Origin of the sequence: Aequorivita sp. CIP111184 (assembly GCF_900489465.1) — a bacterium.
Taxonomy (GTDB): domain Bacteria; phylum Bacteroidota; class Bacteroidia; order Flavobacteriales; family Flavobacteriaceae; genus Aequorivita.
The window spans coordinates 168555-186811 of sequence record NZ_UEFQ01000024.1; the positions used below are offsets into that span (position 1 = coordinate 168555).

The 18257-nt window shown below is 35.9% G+C and carries 18 protein-coding genes; 5 read left to right on the forward strand and 13 right to left on the reverse strand.

What is annotated here, in order from left to right; genetic code table 11:
* Positions 1-52 precede the first annotated feature (52 nt).
* Positions 53-3502, reverse strand: coding sequence for a M36 family metallopeptidase (locus AEQU1_RS09955; protein ID WP_111880806.1), 3450 nt, complete (start codon positions 3500-3502; stop codon positions 53-55).
* Positions 3503-3708: 206 nt separating this feature from the next.
* Here AEQU1_RS09955 and AEQU1_RS09960 point away from each other — a divergent pair, with 206 nt between their 5' ends.
* On the forward strand, positions 3709-4242 hold the full coding sequence (locus tag AEQU1_RS09960) for an RNA polymerase sigma factor (protein ID WP_111880808.1): 534 nt from the start codon (positions 3709-3711) through the stop codon (positions 4240-4242).
* A gap of 7 nt (positions 4243-4249) precedes the next feature.
* Positions 4250-5044 (forward strand): anti-sigma factor domain-containing protein, encoded by a 795-nt coding sequence (locus tag AEQU1_RS09965; RefSeq protein WP_111880810.1) that lies wholly within the window; start codon positions 4250-4252, stop codon positions 5042-5044.
* Between the two features lie 243 nt (positions 5045-5287).
* Here the strand turns inward: AEQU1_RS09965 and AEQU1_RS09970 are convergent, their stop codons facing one another.
* The 3 genes from AEQU1_RS09970 to AEQU1_RS09980 form a co-directional block, all read right to left on the reverse strand.
* Positions 5288-6565, reverse strand: a complete 1278-nt coding sequence (locus AEQU1_RS09970; RefSeq protein ID WP_111880811.1) for a lipopolysaccharide assembly protein LapB — start codon at positions 6563-6565, stop codon at positions 5288-5290.
* A 95-nt stretch (positions 6566-6660) separates the two neighbouring features.
* Positions 6661-7287 (reverse strand): DUF4331 domain-containing protein, encoded by a 627-nt coding sequence (locus tag AEQU1_RS09975; protein ID WP_258455268.1) that lies wholly within the window; start codon positions 7285-7287, stop codon positions 6661-6663.
* Positions 7288-7317: 30 nt separating this feature from the next.
* Positions 7318-8004 (reverse strand): DUF4331 family protein, encoded by a 687-nt coding sequence (locus tag AEQU1_RS09980; RefSeq protein WP_111880812.1) that lies wholly within the window; start codon positions 8002-8004, stop codon positions 7318-7320.
* A 146-nt stretch (positions 8005-8150) separates the two neighbouring features.
* Between AEQU1_RS09980 and AEQU1_RS09985 the strand changes: the two genes are divergently transcribed.
* Positions 8151-9374 (forward strand): LETM1-related biofilm-associated protein, encoded by a 1224-nt coding sequence (locus tag AEQU1_RS09985; RefSeq protein WP_111880814.1) that lies wholly within the window; start codon positions 8151-8153, stop codon positions 9372-9374.
* A gap of 2 nt (positions 9375-9376) precedes the next feature.
* Here AEQU1_RS09985 and AEQU1_RS09990 read toward each other — a convergent pair whose 3' ends face one another.
* The 9 genes from AEQU1_RS09990 to AEQU1_RS10030 all read right to left on the reverse strand — a co-directional run bounded on the left by AEQU1_RS09990 (position 9377) and on the right by AEQU1_RS10030 (position 16355).
* Positions 9377-10132, reverse strand: coding sequence for a LytTR family DNA-binding domain-containing protein (locus tag AEQU1_RS09990; RefSeq protein WP_111880815.1), 756 nt, complete (start codon positions 10130-10132; stop codon positions 9377-9379).
* 68 nt (positions 10133-10200) lie between these two features.
* On the reverse strand, positions 10201-10503 hold the full coding sequence (locus tag AEQU1_RS09995; protein WP_111880816.1) for a 2TM domain-containing protein: 303 nt from the start codon (positions 10501-10503) through the stop codon (positions 10201-10203).
* 9 nt (positions 10504-10512) lie between these two features.
* Positions 10513-10824 (reverse strand): 2TM domain-containing protein, encoded by a 312-nt coding sequence (locus tag AEQU1_RS10000; protein WP_111880817.1) that lies wholly within the window; start codon positions 10822-10824, stop codon positions 10513-10515.
* A gap of 2 nt (positions 10825-10826) precedes the next feature.
* The gene (locus AEQU1_RS10005; RefSeq protein WP_111880819.1) at positions 10827-11135 is read right to left on the reverse strand and encodes a 2TM domain-containing protein; all 309 of its coding nucleotides are present in this window, start codon (positions 11133-11135) and stop codon (positions 10827-10829) included.
* Between the two features lie 97 nt (positions 11136-11232).
* The gene (locus AEQU1_RS10010; protein ID WP_111880820.1) at positions 11233-12561 is read right to left on the reverse strand and encodes a 2TM domain-containing protein; all 1329 of its coding nucleotides are present in this window, start codon (positions 12559-12561) and stop codon (positions 11233-11235) included.
* Positions 12562-12575: 14 nt separating this feature from the next.
* Positions 12576-13235 (reverse strand): M48 family metallopeptidase, encoded by a 660-nt coding sequence (locus AEQU1_RS10015; RefSeq protein ID WP_111880822.1) that lies wholly within the window; start codon positions 13233-13235, stop codon positions 12576-12578.
* A gap of 107 nt (positions 13236-13342) precedes the next feature.
* A complete protein-coding gene (locus AEQU1_RS10020) occupies positions 13343-15496 on the reverse strand; it encodes a TonB-dependent receptor (protein WP_111880824.1) in 2154 nt (717 codons plus the stop codon).
* Positions 15497-15627: 131 nt separating this feature from the next.
* Positions 15628-15831 carry a helix-turn-helix transcriptional regulator gene (locus tag AEQU1_RS10025; RefSeq protein WP_111880825.1) on the reverse strand — a complete coding sequence of 68 codons (204 nt, stop codon included), beginning with the start codon at positions 15829-15831 and terminating at the stop codon, positions 15628-15630.
* Between the two features lie 2 nt (positions 15832-15833).
* Positions 15834-16355 (reverse strand): DUF2975 domain-containing protein, encoded by a 522-nt coding sequence (locus tag AEQU1_RS10030; RefSeq protein ID WP_111880827.1) that lies wholly within the window; start codon positions 16353-16355, stop codon positions 15834-15836.
* A 149-nt stretch (positions 16356-16504) separates the two neighbouring features.
* Between AEQU1_RS10030 and AEQU1_RS10035 the strand changes: the two genes are divergently transcribed.
* Together AEQU1_RS10035 and AEQU1_RS10040 are read left to right on the forward strand one after the other, a co-directional pair.
* Positions 16505-17137, forward strand: a complete 633-nt coding sequence (locus AEQU1_RS10035; RefSeq protein ID WP_258455269.1) for a YdeI family protein — start codon at positions 16505-16507, stop codon at positions 17135-17137.
* Complete coding sequence (locus AEQU1_RS10040) at positions 17137-18252, forward strand: adenylate/guanylate cyclase domain-containing protein (RefSeq protein WP_111880829.1); 1116 nt, start codon at positions 17137-17139, stop codon at positions 18250-18252. Before AEQU1_RS10035 ends, AEQU1_RS10040 begins: the two co-directional genes overlap by 1 nt.
* The last annotated feature ends 5 nt before the right edge of the window (positions 18253-18257 follow it).

The window sequence follows — 18257 nt, forward strand, 5'->3', positions numbered from 1 at the left end:
CCGCGTCAAACAATTTGACGCGGGTTCTAAAAAAGTATTTAAAATTAACTAATTATTGTTTCACAACACGTTTAACAATACTTGTGTTTTCAGCATTTATTTTAATGAAATACATTCCTGTTGCAAGGCTTTCCAATGTGAAGTTGGTTTCAATTCCAGCTTCAGATAAATCTATTATCTTAATTGTTCTACCATTTACATCAGTAATAACTGCATTTTCTAATTGTGCTGTTGTTTTATTCATCAACGTAATCTGACCAGTTGTTGGGTTTGGATAAAGCGAAATATTGTTATAGAATTCGCTATTCTCAAGACCTAAAACTTCATCTACTGTAACATCAAAGGTACAAGTGTCAGCGTTTCCAGCAGCATCAGTTGCAGTCATTGTCATTGTTGTAACACCCGCTCCAACCATAGTTCCTGCTGCAGGATCTTGAGTGATCACTGCGTCTGGAGTGCAATTGTCAGTTGCTGAAGCGTCGCCTGTATAATCTGGCAATGTATATTGATCGCCTACATTTACTTGTACTGTTACATCTGCTGGGCAGGTGATTACTGGAGCTTCAGTTTCAGCATTCACCTCAGTTAGCGTGCGTTCTCCTGCACACCCTGGAGTTCCAAGATTGATATCGCTGTTTGGTGTACCGAAATCTGCAGTTTCACAAGTTCCGCTCCAATCTGCGGCCATGTTTGTATCACCAACTCTTCTAAAAGAACCAGATGGACAATCACCAGTCAAGTTAGCGCCAACCCCTGACCAGTCAAGGTCAGCAGCAGTAACATTAAATCCACCAATCGTAATATTGAATCCAGCTATTTCAGCAGCGGTGAAATTCCAGAATACTGAATCTACCACATTTCCGCTTGCGTCTATGATAACAATCCATCCTGAGCCAGTATTATCCCAGAATAGGTTACTACCCCAATATCCAGCTCCACCGTCATCATTATAGTCAACTACAGAGTTTGCAGCCATACTACCTAATGTTTTTACAACTGAGTTTACAGAATTAATATCATTATAAGGAGTATCACTTGCAGCTACTTTGTATCCACTATAATCTGTAGCGACTCCTACATTTTGAATTTCAAATCTATCAGGAGTTTCCAAGTTTATTTCTGAAATAACCAATTGTGATAATGGTCCTGGCGCACTTTCTTGTGCATACACATTTATGGTTCCTGTTGGAGTAAATGTATATGAAGCACCTTCAAAAAGGAAGTTTCCACCTGTTGGTGCATCAAACCATCTAATAATATTTGTAGGATCGTTTAACGTTGCTGTAACTGTTATTTCATCGCCTACACAAAAGTCGTTCACTCCTGTAGTAGTTGGTCCAGCAGGAACTGCAAGTACTTCAATTGTATCAGTATCAGAAGATGCTACAGCGCAAGCACTAGCTTGAATATTATAAGTTATAGTGTGCACACCAACTCCTGCAGTAGCAGGATCAAAAGTGAATGTTGAACCGTTTCCGTTATCAGTAACGCCTGGTCCGCTGTATGTACCACCACTTGGAGTTCCACCGCCTAAATCTGTTAGTATTTCAGAAGAAGCACAAACCTCTTCAAGAACAGATAGCGTTGCAGTTTGAGAAGGTGTGTCAAATGCTTGTGTTCCGTCACCTCTGCTTCCAGAAGAACCTTGACTTGCGCTAAAACCTAAACCTCTTTTTGCAAATGCATCCCAAAGAAGACACTGGTTTGCACCACCATAAATAGCTTGATCTGCAGCCATAATTGCATCACGACCATCAATAAAACCAGGACTACAAGGCTGTAATTTCATACCTTCAGTAACAATGGCTAATGCCATAATGTTACCTGCATCTTGGTTTACATCTCCTGTAAAGTTATAGACATCAGCATCAAAACCGTGCTCATCAATAAGAGCCCACGTTACTTCCCAAAGCATTTCAGCCCAAACTGAACCTACACCGTGAGGTACGGCTGCTGTTTTGATAAAATCATAAGTTTGTGGGTTAACCCCCATGTCTGTACTGTATGGATAATCACGGATTCCTCCACCTCCTTGACCTTGGCCAAAAAGATAAGTTCCAACTGCACGAGAATCTGTACCACTGTCTCCTGGCTCAATGGTTAATATTGCTCCAAAAAAGTCACTCCATCCTTCTCCCATCTGCTCTTGGTTTTGCAGACAGCTTGATGCATTAGGACCACCAGTTAAACGGTTTGATATACCATGACCGTATTCGTGTAAAATTACCAAGTTGTCAAAATCTCCATCTTTGTCACTACAAATATACATTTGCATTGTTGGGTTGCTTCCATCTGGAGGTGTTCCGAAGTTAGCATTACATGTTCCAGATCCATCTTGAGCTTCTGCATTTACAGAATCGCTACCTGCGCCTCCGTTTCCATAATTATTTTCTTGAAAGTTACCGCCCACTTCATCAAATCCATATTGATACATAATATCATGGAAAGTGTTGTTCATGTAAAAAAGGTTTGTGATTGCAGCATCTTCATATTGGTTTGCATTGGTGTATATCTGGCTGAAAGGAAATCCTGAAAAATCTAAATCTGCACCTCCATCTGGTTGATACCCCGGATTATTTCCATCTTCATAAGCATTTGCATTATTTCCGCGAGTAGTTGTAAACTCAGCTCCAGCTACTCCATTAGTATCATGCCATCCAAATGGAGAAGCAATTGCATTTGCTGGTAAAACTTCTATTGAACGTGCTCCGTAATAAGGACTTTCAAGAGGTAACTTAAAAGCTTCGTAGCATTCAATACACGCTTGTGGCTTATTTGCATTTAGCTCAGCATAATTTGGAACATCATACAAATTTGCATTGAAATTCATTTCTCTAACATCATTACTGTGATCGTGATGTGTTGCACAACTTACCATCCAGTTTGCTCTGTTTACAATGTCACCTGTATTAGCGTTTACTCTTAAACTCCACCAATCTTGTTGACTTTTTTCTTGAATTGAAATATCCCAAGCTAAAACCATCTCATTAGTTTCAGTAAGGGTATACATCAATTTTGCAGGGATTGGGCTCAATGAAATTCCACCATCGCTAAACAATGTTTTTTTGTCTACTCCACGAGCACCTTCTAAAATTGAAAGCGGTTGAGAAATAGAATAATTTAATTGTGCTGCAGCCGCTTGAATTGCTTGTGTAGCAGTAAGTGCAGGAGTTTGGGAACCTATCAATTTTTGAGTAGTGTTTTTAATAAACCTACTGTCTTTTGAAATTACTTGCCCATTGGCCAAAAGATGGATACTGGATTCAGTTCCATAAATTTCAATTCCGTTAAATAGCTGTCTGTAATATACGTGTTGAATACCACTGCTTCTACTAACAGTTTCACTTGTTACTTGCCATTGAACATCTTGCGACAATAATTCATTTTGTTCTACAAAATGATTCAATTGTTTGTCGATTGCTCCTGAAAAGTTTTGTGCAATCATAGTGCCTGAAAAAATGCACATAATTGCCAGGAAAAAACTCCGGGTAACTTTTTTCATTTTTAATTTTTTTTAGATTAATACTAGTTTAAGCAGATTAAGTTTCTGTAAAGCTATTAAAAAATATATTTTTCACAACTTTTTCTTAAAATACACAATAAATTTAACATATTAATTAATTAAAAGTTCTTTGTTTTTTAAGATTCAAAAACTTCTTTTAAAACGTAATTAATAAATTTATTACATTTACCTTCAAAAAAAGTTCTATGGAACAACCCAATGATCTCATTCTAGAGATGCAAAACGGAAGTGAAAAGGCATTCTCCCGTTTATATACTATGTACAGCGAAGCTATATACGGTATTATTTATAGTATCGTTTTGGATGAAGGTACTGCAGAAGAAGTATTACAGGACGTTTTTATAAAAGTGTGGAACAATGCTGCATCCTATTCCGTCAACAAAGGTCGCTTTTTCACTTGGCTGCTAAACATTGCAAGAAATACAGCTATCGATGAAACCCGTTCAAAAGCATTTAAAAATTCTAAAAAAAACCTAAGTACCACAAACTTCGTAGATATACTATCATCCTCAGATAGTTTAAATAAGAAGACCAATGCGATAGGCTTAAAAAAGTTTGTAGATGCCCTTAAACCAGCGTGTATTAAAATAATAGACTTGCTGTATTTTAAAGGCTTTACGCAAGCGGAAGCATCGAAAACATTGGACATACCATTAGGAACAATAAAAACAAGAAACCGAACCTGTATCAATGATTTACGGGTAATGGTCTTAGGATAAAAACAATATGGAACCCGAAGAAATTATAGCATCAGGAAATTTAGAGATGTATGTGTGTGGTGCATTGCCACCAGCGGAAGCACTTGAGATAGAAAAAGCAATTGCAACTTATCCTGAAGTAAAGCGCGAAGTAGAGCTTATCGAGGAATCGTTAGTGCATTTGGCCGAAACCGTTGCTCCCCCATTGCAGGCAATGACTTGGACTAATATTTTAAATTCAATAAGAAATCTTACCGATACAAATGACTCCAAAGTAAGAAGTTTAAACTGGCCAGCAATAACAGGTTGGGCTGCAGCAATTTTGTTTATGGGCGGAATTATGTGGATGTTGAAACAAACGAATGATTTGAACGATTCACTTCAAGTTACTACTACCGAGAATATTATTTTAAAAGAAGATAAAACCAACGCTGAAAATCAGCTTGCTGAAAACAACGAGATCTTGGAAGTTTTAAGATCAAAAAATTATCAGTCATATACACTTCCCGGAAACCAGGCTGTTGCGCCAGAAGCATTTGCTAAAGTATATTTGAACAAAACTGACAATGTAGCCTATATAGACATTAAAGGCTTACCCACGCCTCCACGCGGAAAAGTATATCAAGTGTGGTCTCTTAAAATGGAACCGCTTACACCAACTAGTGTAGGCCTAATTTCTGTGGAAAATAAAACGAGTGAAGGAATTTACAAGTTCGTAAACTTCCCAGACCCTGAAGCATTCGGAATAACTCTTGAGCCTGAAGGCGGAAGTGAAACTCCTACCCTATCTCAACTGTATACTTTAGGAATGATTACAATTTAAATAAAAACCATTTTCATAAAAAAAGCCTGTACTCAATTCAAATACAGGCTTTTTTATTCTTAAAGGGTTAGTAAATTCAAAATAGTTATATATACGAAGCGCCCACAATTTGCGGGCGCTTCAACTAACAAAAAAACTCTGAAAAACCGGGATTAACCGGTTTTGTAAAATCTATCAATTTCTTGATAGATAACCAACCTCAACCATACTTACGGAAAATTTGAAGACTTGGTTTTCAATTTTTTATAATTTTTCAATTTCTTTTGCCTTTAATGGTCCCAATTCATAAAAAGCGCCCATAAGTTCTTCTTTTAGTGATGCTACTTTATCTTCCATTCCATTGGCTTTATAAATTAAAGTGGAATGGAAAAGTGCTTTAGGTTCCGAAGTTTTACCTTCCACATATTCTTCAATCGTTTTAAGAGCACTTTCCTTATCTCCAGATTTCAATTGGGAATAAGCCAACAATTGATACGTTTCAGGAGTGGCGCGATTGGTTATTTCCTTGGCTGCTAACTTTAATGCTTTTTCTGGATCAGTTTCAGCATAAAGATTTATAAGATAGGTATTATACATTCCTCCGTAACTTGGATTATCGGTTGCACTTAAAAACTTATCGTATTGTTTCTTTGCTTCGGAAGTGTTTCCTTCAAATTCCGCCATTTCGCCTTTAAAAAGATAATAATCCGGTGCTTTATGATTTACCATTACAGAATCCAAAATACGGTTTGCTTCTTTGGTGTTCTTTTCAGATGAATAAACCATCCAAGCTAGTTGTTTTTTTACATAATGATTATCTGGTTCAATAGCCAACGTTTTTAAATAACTATCGTATGAATCCTTAATTCTTCCTGCATGACCGTAAAAATCACCAATATTGCTGTAAACCCATAATTTTAGGCCTTTACTATCGCGTTCTTCTGCAATTTGTTTTGCCTGTTCCATATATTTTATGGCAGCATCAAGGTTTCCATTATGGTCGCTCCATTTTGCCAATCGAATTAAATAATTGAAATCTTTCGGGTCTTTTATGCTTCCTAAAAGTGTATCAGCTCTGTTGTACTCGCCTAATTCCATCGCTACATCAAAGAGCATCATTTCAGTTTCTTTGTGGTTATCGGGATAGGTATATGCACTATCCAACAAAACTTGAGCTTCTTTAAAACGATGTTGCGAAATATAATTGTGTGCCAAACTGCGTAAATAAGAATCCTTATTTCTAGCAGAAACATCATGCGACTTTCTAATTAGCATTTCAGAAGTTTTCAATTCTGAAATATCTCCTGTGCTTCCAAAAAGGGCTGCATGTATTCCAGATAGACGACTCATCTCCATTAAATGGGTTGAATCATTATTAAACCGTGCCTGCCAAAACTCTAAATCTTTATGGATTGCATCATTTCCAGGTGTTTTATTAGTAGCTAAATATTGATCATAATCCTTATTATCAGTTACACCTTTTGGCTTTTCTTGACACCCACAAAGAACTACTATTGTGAGTATTGTTATTATTTTTTTCATTGTAAATTTATTTTTGTTAGTTGTATTTTAAAAAAGTATTTAAACCAAAAAAGAGAACACAGATGGTTCTCTTTTCTGGATTTAAACAGCTTTCATTAAAACGGTCCAGCCAAATATGGGAAGCTACTAGAAAAAGCAACATCGTTTGTTGGCACACCATCACTGGTCAAGCCTGGATTTTCATCACCCATTGGCCCACCGAATACTAATAATAATGATACATCTATCACATCATCACTCAAAGCTCTACCAGTCAAAATCTCTGTACCGTTAAAGTAAGTAGTGATGCCTGTTTTACCTAACCATAATACATCGTTAGAAAGTACAGTGGTAAAAGTTGCAGCATCAAGACCGAGTGCATTAGTTGTATATCCTGCATTTAACGCAAGCAATTTATCTTGAAACTTTGTTTGAAAAGCAACTTGCATTTCGGAAGGTACCGTAACGTTAAAAGCATCTTTAAATCCTGTACTACCAAAAACGGTATTTATACCTGGACGCCCCATTTGGTCTTCCTGTCTGTAAGTTCCGCTAAAGTCAAGAACTAGCCCACAAGGCTCACAAGCAGTTCCACCGCAGTCAACTCCGGTTTCATCACCGTTCATAATTCCATCAGTACAAGTTTCCTGTACTATTACGTTATCATCGTCATCTTTACACTGCACAAACAATAATGATGTTGATATTGCAGCAAAAAGGGTTATATATTTTAATGTTTTCATCTTTTTAAATTTTTTCAAGGTTAGCAATTATTATATTTTTCTTTTGGCTTCAACCCATACATTATAGATAGGTGTATTAGGAGCAAAAGGATTTACACCTGCAACTCCACCAGGAATCATAGATTTAGGAACCTCAACAACAATACTTAGTACGTTTGTTCCAGCAAAGGTATCGGCGCCAGGATTGTTAAAACTTGTTGCTGTGCCAGCCAATACTGCGTTGTATTGGTTAAAGTCAAAGAAGAAAGGATCTTCACGTGGTCCTGCAAAAAACTTCATTCCGTCTTTTTCAGCAATTTGAACATCATCTTTAGTAGAGATTTTTACACTTCTTCGTGCTGAAGTTGCAATAGTGCTCTCCAAACCTTGCATAGCAGGAGCAGTTGGTCCAAAGAAGTACATAGAATCTCCACGCTTTATAGCTTGAATTACTAGGTCTTCCTTAAGATCATTATCCGTGTCTATATTAATTTCCACTAACACTGTTTCATCAAACACAGCTTGTGTTGTTGATTGTCCAGGAGCCAATAACCCTTGAACATTAGCAGCAAATACAAAGTTGCTGTTGTTCTCACCTTGAAAGGCGTAAAAGTCTGTAATATCCGCAGTGGTGCCTGCAACCGCGGGCGCATCAATGTGATCTGCGGAGATTAAAAATACCGATAGTGCGGCTATGCCTAGTCCACCGATTACTGCAAAAAATTTTGATTTTTTCATCTTTTTTGTTGGTTTTTATTATTTATTTTTACTTGTTCGCTTATACTTACGCTTAAATGTAACTTATGGTTTTTAAAAGCTCGTTAATCTTTTGTTAACGTGAAAAATCACTGTTTGAGCGCCCTAAAATAATTATAAAAAATACAATGAACCCTTCTGCGCCCGATTGGATTTTAAAATTTTTAAACCATTTTGAACGAAAGGACCTTATAGACCCGTTTGAAAATAGCTCCATATTTTATGAGGCACTTAAACAAACTGGTTTTATATATGGAGTTTCAGTTGCGGCAGTTCCAAATAAAACACTCGGAAGCCTAAAACTAACTGAAGAGGAATACACAAAAGTAAATCTGTTCCACGCTTTGCTTTTTCAGTTTTATAAAAAAAATTTAAATGGAACAAATGAAGAAGCTATTGCAGACATCCTTTCTTTTTACCAACAACTGGAAAAAAGAAAGGCGGGTTTCTTTCAAAGATTTTCACTTTCGCAAAGTCCTGCAAATAATTTGGAGTATACACTTTCCACACGATTGCAGGATGCAAATACTTTATTAAAGAAAAATACCGTTTCCCTGCTTACACATGCTTTGCTGTTTTTGGACGTTTTAGCTTATAAACAATGGCAGGATGATCCAACTATCGCCAAAAACTATTACAAACAACTTGAAACAGTTGTGCTAACGGGTTGTTTTTATACCCTAAAGTCAAAAAAGAAAAAGTCTAAATACGACAAGCTTTTAATTGAATTATTTGAAACTTCATCGGGATATATAATTGATGATGCCAATGGCGGGGGAGCTACTTTTTTGGAAAGCATAAACTATTTGAACAACAGCGAAGATTCGCTTGAAAAAAGATATATGCTAGATCTTTGTTGCCTCACGGTTTGGGAAGACTTAAAGCTTGACGAAACCGAGCATCAGTTTTTACAGCAAATGTTGGTTACGCTAGATTTCACTCAAGAAGAGCTAAGAAACAGCCTTCAAGGGCTAGATATTTTTTCAGAAAAATACACAAAAAAAATTCTTCTTTTTGAATATTCACATCCGGTGAAGCAATTTTATAAGCAATCTTCATCCACTGTAAAATTATTGATTATTCGCAACAAAGACCGGTTGGCGCGGGAGTTGGAAGAAAGTGGCGAATTAATGGTACTATTAGGACAATCTACAGTTCGGGATCTTTCTCCGGATGAAAAAACAAAGGTAAAGGAGCAGTTATTAGATATATGTAAAAGCATTCCGTCACTCACCATATTTCTCTTGCCTGGCGGAACCGTGCTTTTACCCCTATTAGTGAAATTTATTCCAAAGCTTTTGCCTTCTTCATTTCAGGAAAATAGAATACAAATTGATAGAAAGAAAAAATAGCATTATTCCAACCAAAGTTTAAAATCCTTCACACGCTCCCGGGCAACAATTACTTCTTGATCTTTATAACTGTTCAGTTTTAACTGAAGCCGCGAATTGGTATAGGAAATTATGTCTTTTATGGAATTAATATTAATATAGAATTTTCGGCTAATTCTAAAAAAGGTTTCTGGCGAAAGTTCCTGCTCTAACTGTTCTAAAGTCGTTTCCAAAAGATAATCGCGACCATCCTCTGTGTGTGCGTATGTTCCTTTATTTTCAGAATAGAAACATTCAATTTCATCTACAGAAATCATTTTTATGTGCTGTCCAATTTTTGTAATAAAACGTTTTTTGTATTCACGTTCCACAGAATTTACAAGCAATTTTTTAATATCCTCAAAATTGAATTGTACGTTTTGGGCTGCTGGTTTTAATGATTTATACTTTTTAACGGCGGCTTGCAACTCTTCTTCGTCAATAGGTTTCAGCAGATAATCTATACTGTTCAATTTGAAGGCCTGCAATGCATATTCGTCAAAAGCAGTTGTGAAAATGATGGCGCTGTTCACTTCAACCGCATCAAAAATTTCAAAGGAAAGCCCATCGCTCAGCTGAATGTCTAAAAAAATAAGATCTGGATGTGGATTGTTTTGGAACCAATTTACCGCTTCTTCCACACTGTGAAGCATTTGGCTTACGTTTACATCCTGCTTTTCAAGCATACGCTGAAGGTAGCGAGCAGATGGTTTTTCGTCTTCAATGATTAGTACGTTCATCTGTTAACTGATGGTTGATGGTTGATGGTTGAATTAATTTTTTTCAACTTTGTATTTATATTTTGCAATTAGTCTTCTTCTAAAAACTGTTTTATTTTTTTTTCTTCCCAGCGTTTAAAAATATTGTTTTCAATATTCATTACATAAAAAACATAAAGCGCGTGAAACACTATGCCAAAGCCCCAGAAAAACGCGGTAACATAATTGCCCCAATCTGCAAAATCTATTGGTTTATCATTAAAAACATTTGCTGAAACAAGTATTATTCCAGTGTTCACAAGGATATATACGGTAAAGTGGCTGTAAAAACCTTTCAGTGTTTCCACTTTTTTCTTTGCTCTTAAATAAGCGATGCTGCTTTTGGCTTCCATTTCAATTTTTTATTTAAGAAATTTTTCCATTTGTTTTTCTTCCCAATTCTTTATAAACTTCAATTTGTATTGAAAAGTTTTCGATGCGTGAAATAGTAGGCCAATACCCCAAAAAATAGGAACTATTAGAATATTCCAATCTATCCATTCTATGAAATTTTTATCTGGTGATTCGTTCTTGAAAAATTCCAACATGTGGCTTCTTACAATAAATAGGGCAATGTTCACAACAACATAAACAAGCAAATGCTTATATAATCCTTTTAGTATCTCTATTTTTTTTTGAGCTTTTCTCAGTTTTATGCTTTCAGAATAATTCATTTTTAGTTCGGATTGTTGTTGTTTCTTTCTTCTTCTTCCATAAATTGCTTCATTTTTCTATCTTCCCAATCTTTCCCTATAAAAGGTGTCCATTGAAATACTTTTATTGCCTGAAAGAAAATGCCAATTCCCCATCCAAATGCCGCCCATAAAAACCAAGGATGACGCAGTTCATTCACATAATAGTTCAATCCTGCCAGCGCAGCAATAAAGATGACATAAAACATTAAACTGCTGTAAAATTTCTTTATTTCGGCAACACGTCTTTTCGCTTTAAAATATTTACTGTCTTTATTATTTTCAATTTCCATAATAGTTGTTTTAAATAATAGTATAAAAGTAAAGCAGCTGAAGACCAAAATAAAATAGATCATTCCCAATCGTAGTATTTATAGGATGAACCGTAATTTATTCGTCCTTATCCATTAACTCACGTATTTTTCGCTCTTCCCAATTTTTTCCGAAGAAAGGATTGTAGTTAAAGGTTTCAGCAGCGTGACCCATAACACCAATACCCCAACCTACAATAGGAAAGAGCGCCCATGGAAAGCCTGCTTGTGAAATGTAATTTAAGTAAATAAAAACAGGGGCAAAAAGTATATAAATCACCAAGTGAATGTAAAAACCCTTCAGTTTCTCAACCCGCTTTTGGGCAAGCTTATATTTTTTTTCTGAAATAAATGTATCTGGCGTATTCATTATTTGAATATTTTCTCCCAAAATAGGAATCGCAATACTGAATTCTTTTGCGTTCTCATTAATAATTACAGGACGCTTTGTTAAAAACGAATACCTATCGCGAATGTTTCGCAGCCCTACGCCCGTACTTTCTTTTAAAACCTGTTTTGGTTGGCTATTATTGGTTACAACCAGATTTCCGTTTTCTTCAGAAATAGTTATATAAAGTTTCTTGGAAGGCATTACTTGATTGTGTTTCACTGCATTTTCCAATAAAAGTTGAAGCGACAACGGAACTACTTTCGCCTGTGGGTTCTCTAATTTTGAAGGTGAAGTAAAAACAATGCTGTCTTCAAAACGAACTGCCAATAAAGACATATATAATTTGGCAAATTTCAATTCCTCTTCCAACGTAACCAATTCCTTGCTTTTTTGTTCCAAAACATAACGATATACTTTTGAAAGTGATGTTGTGAAACGTGTTGCAGCTTCTGGGTTTTCTTCAATCAGACTGGTAAGGACGTTCAAGCTATTAAAAAGAAAATGCGGATCAAGCTGGTTTTTTAAGGCATCAAATTTTGCTGAAGCCGTTCCTGCAATTATTTTCTGTTCAGTAACTCTTTTTTCCTGCTTGTTCCTATAGTAATAGGCTACATAAAAAATACCAGTAACAACTACTGATATGACGAAGGAAATATAATAATATCGAATTAGTTCCGCTGAAATGAATTCCGAAAACTTCCTTCCATCAATAACGACCTCAGTAAAAACCCGTAGTAAAAAAAGACTTAAAAGCGTAATTGAAATTCCTCCCAAAACTCCTCTAAAAAGGTTTCTTATCTTAAAAACCTGGTTGGGAAATTGTTTCAGTAAAAACCCAAAATATTGTGCGTTTACAATATAAAGAACCACGGAATACATTTGATTGTATAAGAAGCCGATAAGCAATTCCTTACCGCTGCTATAGGTATGGCCATTAATGTATTCAATAATCCCTATAATAATGAATACCAGCGTTCCAACAAAAAAAGCTTTACCGAGGTCTTTTAAAATACGCATTGAGATTATTTTAATTATTTACAGCTTTCCGCCTGAATTTGTTTCGCACGCTCTTCGCCATACGTTGGGTAAAATTCACCTACAGGTTTAAAGGTAGCAAAAAGATCTATGGCTCGTTGTATGTCTTTGCAATAGGGCTCAATGGATTGTCCAAAATATTTTGCGCCGCCCATATCCCATTCTGCCTTTGCTAAAATAATCCGTGGATTATCGGGAGCTAGCGCTAAGGCTTTATTATAAAGCTCAGACGCTTTTGCGGAGTAGGTCATTCCATATTGTTGGCCGTCAAAAACTATCCACGCTGTATATAATTGCGCTTGCAAAACCAATAAATCTGGATTGTCTTTGGAAATAGCAGTGGCATCATTAATGAAATTCTGTGCTTTGTCTAATTGTGCTTTTAATTTTGCTGGATCTTTTTCTGTAAAACTGTTGATTACATTTATTTGGGCAACATAATACGGTGGCAGCCAATTATCGGGTTCTGCAGTTGCAATTCTTTCAAAGACGTTTGCAGCATCCCAAGATTTATCTTCCTGCCACAATTGAAAAGCCTTATTCATTCCTTGCTGATATTTTGTAGGTGTTGCATTCGCAGTTCCAGTTGTTTCGGTTTGGGCTTGCATTACCAAAGCTGTAAAAAACAGCGTTAAATAAGTGATTACGTTTTGCATGGTAGTTTTTTTAATTGGTTATTAATGAATTCAAATTTCTTTAAAAATCAGCCTTTTCAAAAATGGAAAATACCCAATTGTTGAATTTAATGACTGAAATGTAATTATTATAAATTATCAAGTTGGTTATCCTTTTTATCATCGCTAATGGTCCAAAAGAAACCTACAAAAAAGAACTGATCTGCTGCTGGTCTTAATTCTCTCCTTGCAAAATTTCCATTAGAATCTGGTGTATTTGCATATTGATATCCGTTCACATTTTTAAAGGCGAAAGCATTGTTTATTGAAAAATAGAGAATCTTTTGTTGTGATAGTAAATACGCCCAATTCAAACTCACACTGTTATACCCTTTTGTTTTTTTCTGAAGAAACCCTGGTTCATTTAAATCTGTATACGTTCTCCCACTGCCGTACTGATAGCTGAAGCCAATCTGGCTTTTCCAATCGTTGATCCAGTATTTTGCGACAACAGAAAGATTGTGAGTGTTCGCGAAGCTCGGGGTGGCTTCAATCGGGAAGTTTTTATATTTCCGCTCCGTATCCAAATAGGAATAACTTACCCAATAATCTATATTCTTAAGGGTTTCATTATCGCGCCAAAATATATCCAATCCTTGCGCATACCCATCACCGCTATTATCAAATATGCTATTCACATCGGGCATTGCTTCATTATAAGTCACTAGATTGCTGTATTGTTTTCTATAAACTTCCGCACGAAAAATTCGGTTATTAGCGGAATATTGATAATTCATTATATAATGTTGTGTGTGCTGTGCTTCCAAATTATTCGTGAATTTCAAAACTTCATTTTCCGGTTGCTGAAAGAAATCGCCATAAGCCAAAGAAAGCTGACTGTTCTTCCCAGTTTTATAAGCGAAGGAAGCTCTGGGCGAAACCGTAAACTCTTTAAACATTTTGCTGTATTCTCCACGAACGCCAAGTTTTAATGCAAGTTTTCGAGAAAAAATAATATCAGCCTCCATAAAGGCTGCTGAAATATTATTGTTGAAACCAAGCTTCGCCGCAAAATTGGGTTCATCATAATTTTCATTAAAATCGGTCACGAATTGTTCTGCACCAAAATTCAGTTTAAACCGATTGCTGAAACGTTTTTTCAACTTCAACTTAAAATGTGCAGAATTTTCCACATCTTTAATATCCGATTCATCAATACCCACTTTTGTGTTTCCGTAAGTATAACTTCCACCAGCGAAAATGGTCCAATCATTTTTTAGCATTTCACTGAAACTGGCATTGGTGTAAAAATTTTGATTGTTCAATTTAAAACGAACTCCGTCGGGCTGGTTAACATCCTCCTGCGTAAGCGCAAAGTTGGAAGTATCAAAAGCTCCGTAAACTTTCAACAACCCATCCCCTATTTTCTGTCTAAAAACCGCTTCACCTGAAGCTGTTTCAAAAGGTTTTTGCCAATCATTTCTATCTGGAAGGATTGCAATATATGGCGCAAGATTTATGTAAGAAGCATTTAAACTCAACGAGCTTTTTTCCCACTTTTCAGTATGCCCTAAGCCACCACCAACGCTCATAATAGCAATATCGGTCTTTTCCTGTGTGGGTTCATCAATTGTATTCAATAGTAAAACAGAGGAAAGTGCCTGCCCGTATTCTGCTGAATACCCACCAGTTGAAAAAGTAATTCCATCAAAAAGAAACGGACTGTATCTTCCTCGAGTCGGAATGTTATCGGTTGTTGGACTGTAGGGCGTAAAAACACGAATACCGTCAATAAAAATCTGTGTTTCACCAGCATCGCCGCCACGAACAAAAAGACGACCATCTTCGGCAACAGTTGTGGTGCCGGGTAGCGTTTGCAACGCACCCACAAAATCGCCCAATGCACTTGCTGTTGTCACAATATCCAAAGGTTTTAAAACAGAAATCTTACTGTTGTCGCCTGCGGAAAATGAACCCGCAGAAATGGTTACAGTTTCCAAAGAATTAACATCGTCTCGGAGAACAATTTTTAGGTTTTTCATTTTCGAAACGTCATCGGTCAGTTTGAACGCTTCAAAGGAAACAAAGGAAATAGTTAAGGTTTGAGTACCAGTTTCAGAAGTTTCAAAAGAAAATTTACCGTTGTCGTCTGAAGAGGCTCCTTCATAAGAGCCCTCGATATATACATTTGCTCCAATAATTGGTGTTCCTTTATTATCTGTAACTATACCAGCTATTGTGTTTTGAGCAAAAATGATGAGAGGAAAAAAAAGTGCAAAAAAAGTAATGACTGAAATTTTCATAGATTGGTTGGTTTTATTTTCAGTTCAAAGGTTAAATATTGGCTTATCTTTTCAGAAAAAAACAAACTGAATTGTAAGATTGGATTACCCAATTGTAATATTTCATTTTTAATAGAATTTACACTCATAACTCAATCAACATATTCCAAAATATCTCCCGGCTGACATTCCAATACTTCGCAAATGGCTTCCAGTGTGCTAAAGCGAACTGCTTTTGCTTTTCCAGTTTTTAAAATGGAAAGATTAGAAAGCGTTAATCCCACTTTTTCTGAAAGCTCATTTAATGACATTTTCCGTTTTGCCATCATTACGTCTAAGTTTACAACTATTGGCATAATTAAATTGTTAGTTCGTTCTCGCTTTGTATCTCTACGCCCTTTTTAAAGACCAATGCTATTATGTAAATTATACCCGCAAAAAAAAGGAATTGCTCCGCACCCCAATCTATTTGTAACGTAATTCCCTGTCTCATTATACTGTTTCCATAATTTTCCGCAATTATAGCCACAACACCAATGCTCAGAGCAAAATGGCTCATTTGTGTAATTAGTAAAGCAGTTTTTTCGTTGAAGGGATAATTTAAATTGAACTTCATAAAAAGTTTTATCACGAGATAGGCAAGGTAAGCCTTCATTGCTGTTATAGCAATTAAAAAGCTGGCCACGCCAATGTAATACTCCACGCTAAAACTGTATATATCTAAAAGGTCCAGCCCCATATAAGTATCTTCCGCACCATTTGAATTTATAAAAAGTGTTACAAAAAAAGAAACGAGCAACGCGCCAGTTTTAATACATAAACCAATGAATACTATCCAGAATATAATATTCATTATCTTCATTATAACATTTGTTTTCATATTAATTGATTTAGAAATATAAAACGAATATAAATAATTATTTATTGATAAACAATAAATATAATTTGCTTTTCAGTAAATAACTTGTGAAGCATCTGGTTTTATCGGTCTTGATGAAAAATCAATATTATTTTTTCCTGAAGGAAAAAATGGAAAAATTGTATCTTCGGAAGAAAACGAATAACATGACCGATTCACAAAAAGTAGATGCTTTTATTGCTGAGCAAACAAAGTGGAAAGAAAAGTTGCAACAGCTTCGCGCTGTTTTTCAAAAAACAGAACTAAAAGAAGAAGTAAAATGGGGCAAACCCACCTACACGCTAGACGGTAAAATGGTTGCAGCAATGGCAGATTTTAAAAACCACATGGCACTTTGGTTTCATCAAGGAGTATTTTTGAAAGACAGACACAAAAAACTAATAAATGCACAAGAAGGGGTAACAAAAGCATTGCGCCAATGGCGATTTGAAGAAGAAGATAAAATTGATTCCAATCTTGTTTTGGAATATATCAAAGAAGCCATTGCAAATGCATCGGCAGGAAAAGAATTAAAAAAAGCAATTAAAAAAGACGTGCCAATTCCTAATATCTTCAAAAGTGCGCTTGCTGAAGATAAAGAATTACAGAAAAGTTTTAATAGCTTAACACCCGGAAAACAGAGGGAATTTACAAAATATATTGGCGAAGCTAAACGTGAAGCAACACAACAAAGCCGGCTCGAAAAATGTAGAGAACTCATAAAACAGGGAGTTGGAATTAATGATAAATATAAAAACTGCTAATGGCTATAAAACCGAATTTTGAAAGATACACCTACCGCCAACTATGGTTTTATACTCGGCGGGCATTTTGGATTTTGGTGGCTTGGGTCATTATTTCAAACGTTATGTTTTTTTATGAATTTATCACCTTGAAAAGCAACGGTGTATTAAGTTCCAGCTACGACTTTTATTCAGCAGTTATGGCTAACCTAATTGTGGCAATTTCAGCAGGGCTTATTGGTGGAATAATAACGGTAAATTTAATGGAACAATGGCTACGGCGCTTAGTTTTCTGGAAAGCGCTTCTGTATTTAATAATAGCTTACACACTTACGGCACTAATAGTTGGCTCCATTGGTGCGCTATACATAACAAGTGAAGACTTGGGTGTCCCTTTTTATTATTGGGAAGTAATTTACGAAACCTTTTATTTCTTTGGCTCGTGGCTTTTCATTAAAAATTATATTATTTGGCTTTTTATCGTTTTGGTTACACTAATTGTTTTGATGGTGAATGATAAATACGGGCCTGGAGTCTTTCCAGATTATTTAATAGGAAGATATTTTAGACCAAAGCACGAACGGCGTATTTTTATGTTTGCCGATATTAAAAACGCAACTGGAATTGCTGAAAGTTTAGGTGAAGAAAAATACTTTAACTTCCTGAAGGATTTCTTCAGGCATATTGCTCCAGCAATTGTGCAAACCCGAGGCGAAGTTTATCAGTATGTAGGTGATGAAGTTGTTGTTTCATGGAAAATGAAGTGGGGGCTAAAACGAGGAAATGCAATCCAATGTTTTTATAGCATGAAAAAAATCATAAAATACAAAGCTCCCAAATATTTAAAAAAATACGGCGTTGTGCCTGAATTTAAAGTAGGCCTTCACTATGGCACTGTGATGGTTGGTGAAATTGGACAAATAAAGCGTGATATTGCTTTTTCTGGTGATGTTTTAAATACAAGCTCACGTATTCAGGCTATGTGCAATGAGCTTGATGTTGAAATTTTAGCATCAAAACCATTTGCCGATATTGCCTATATTTTACCAAAAGGAGTTGCTAAAAAAGAATTGGGAAAAGAAAAACTTCGCGGTAAAAGTGAAGAAATTGAGTTAGTTACTTACATAAAGAAGTAACTGTA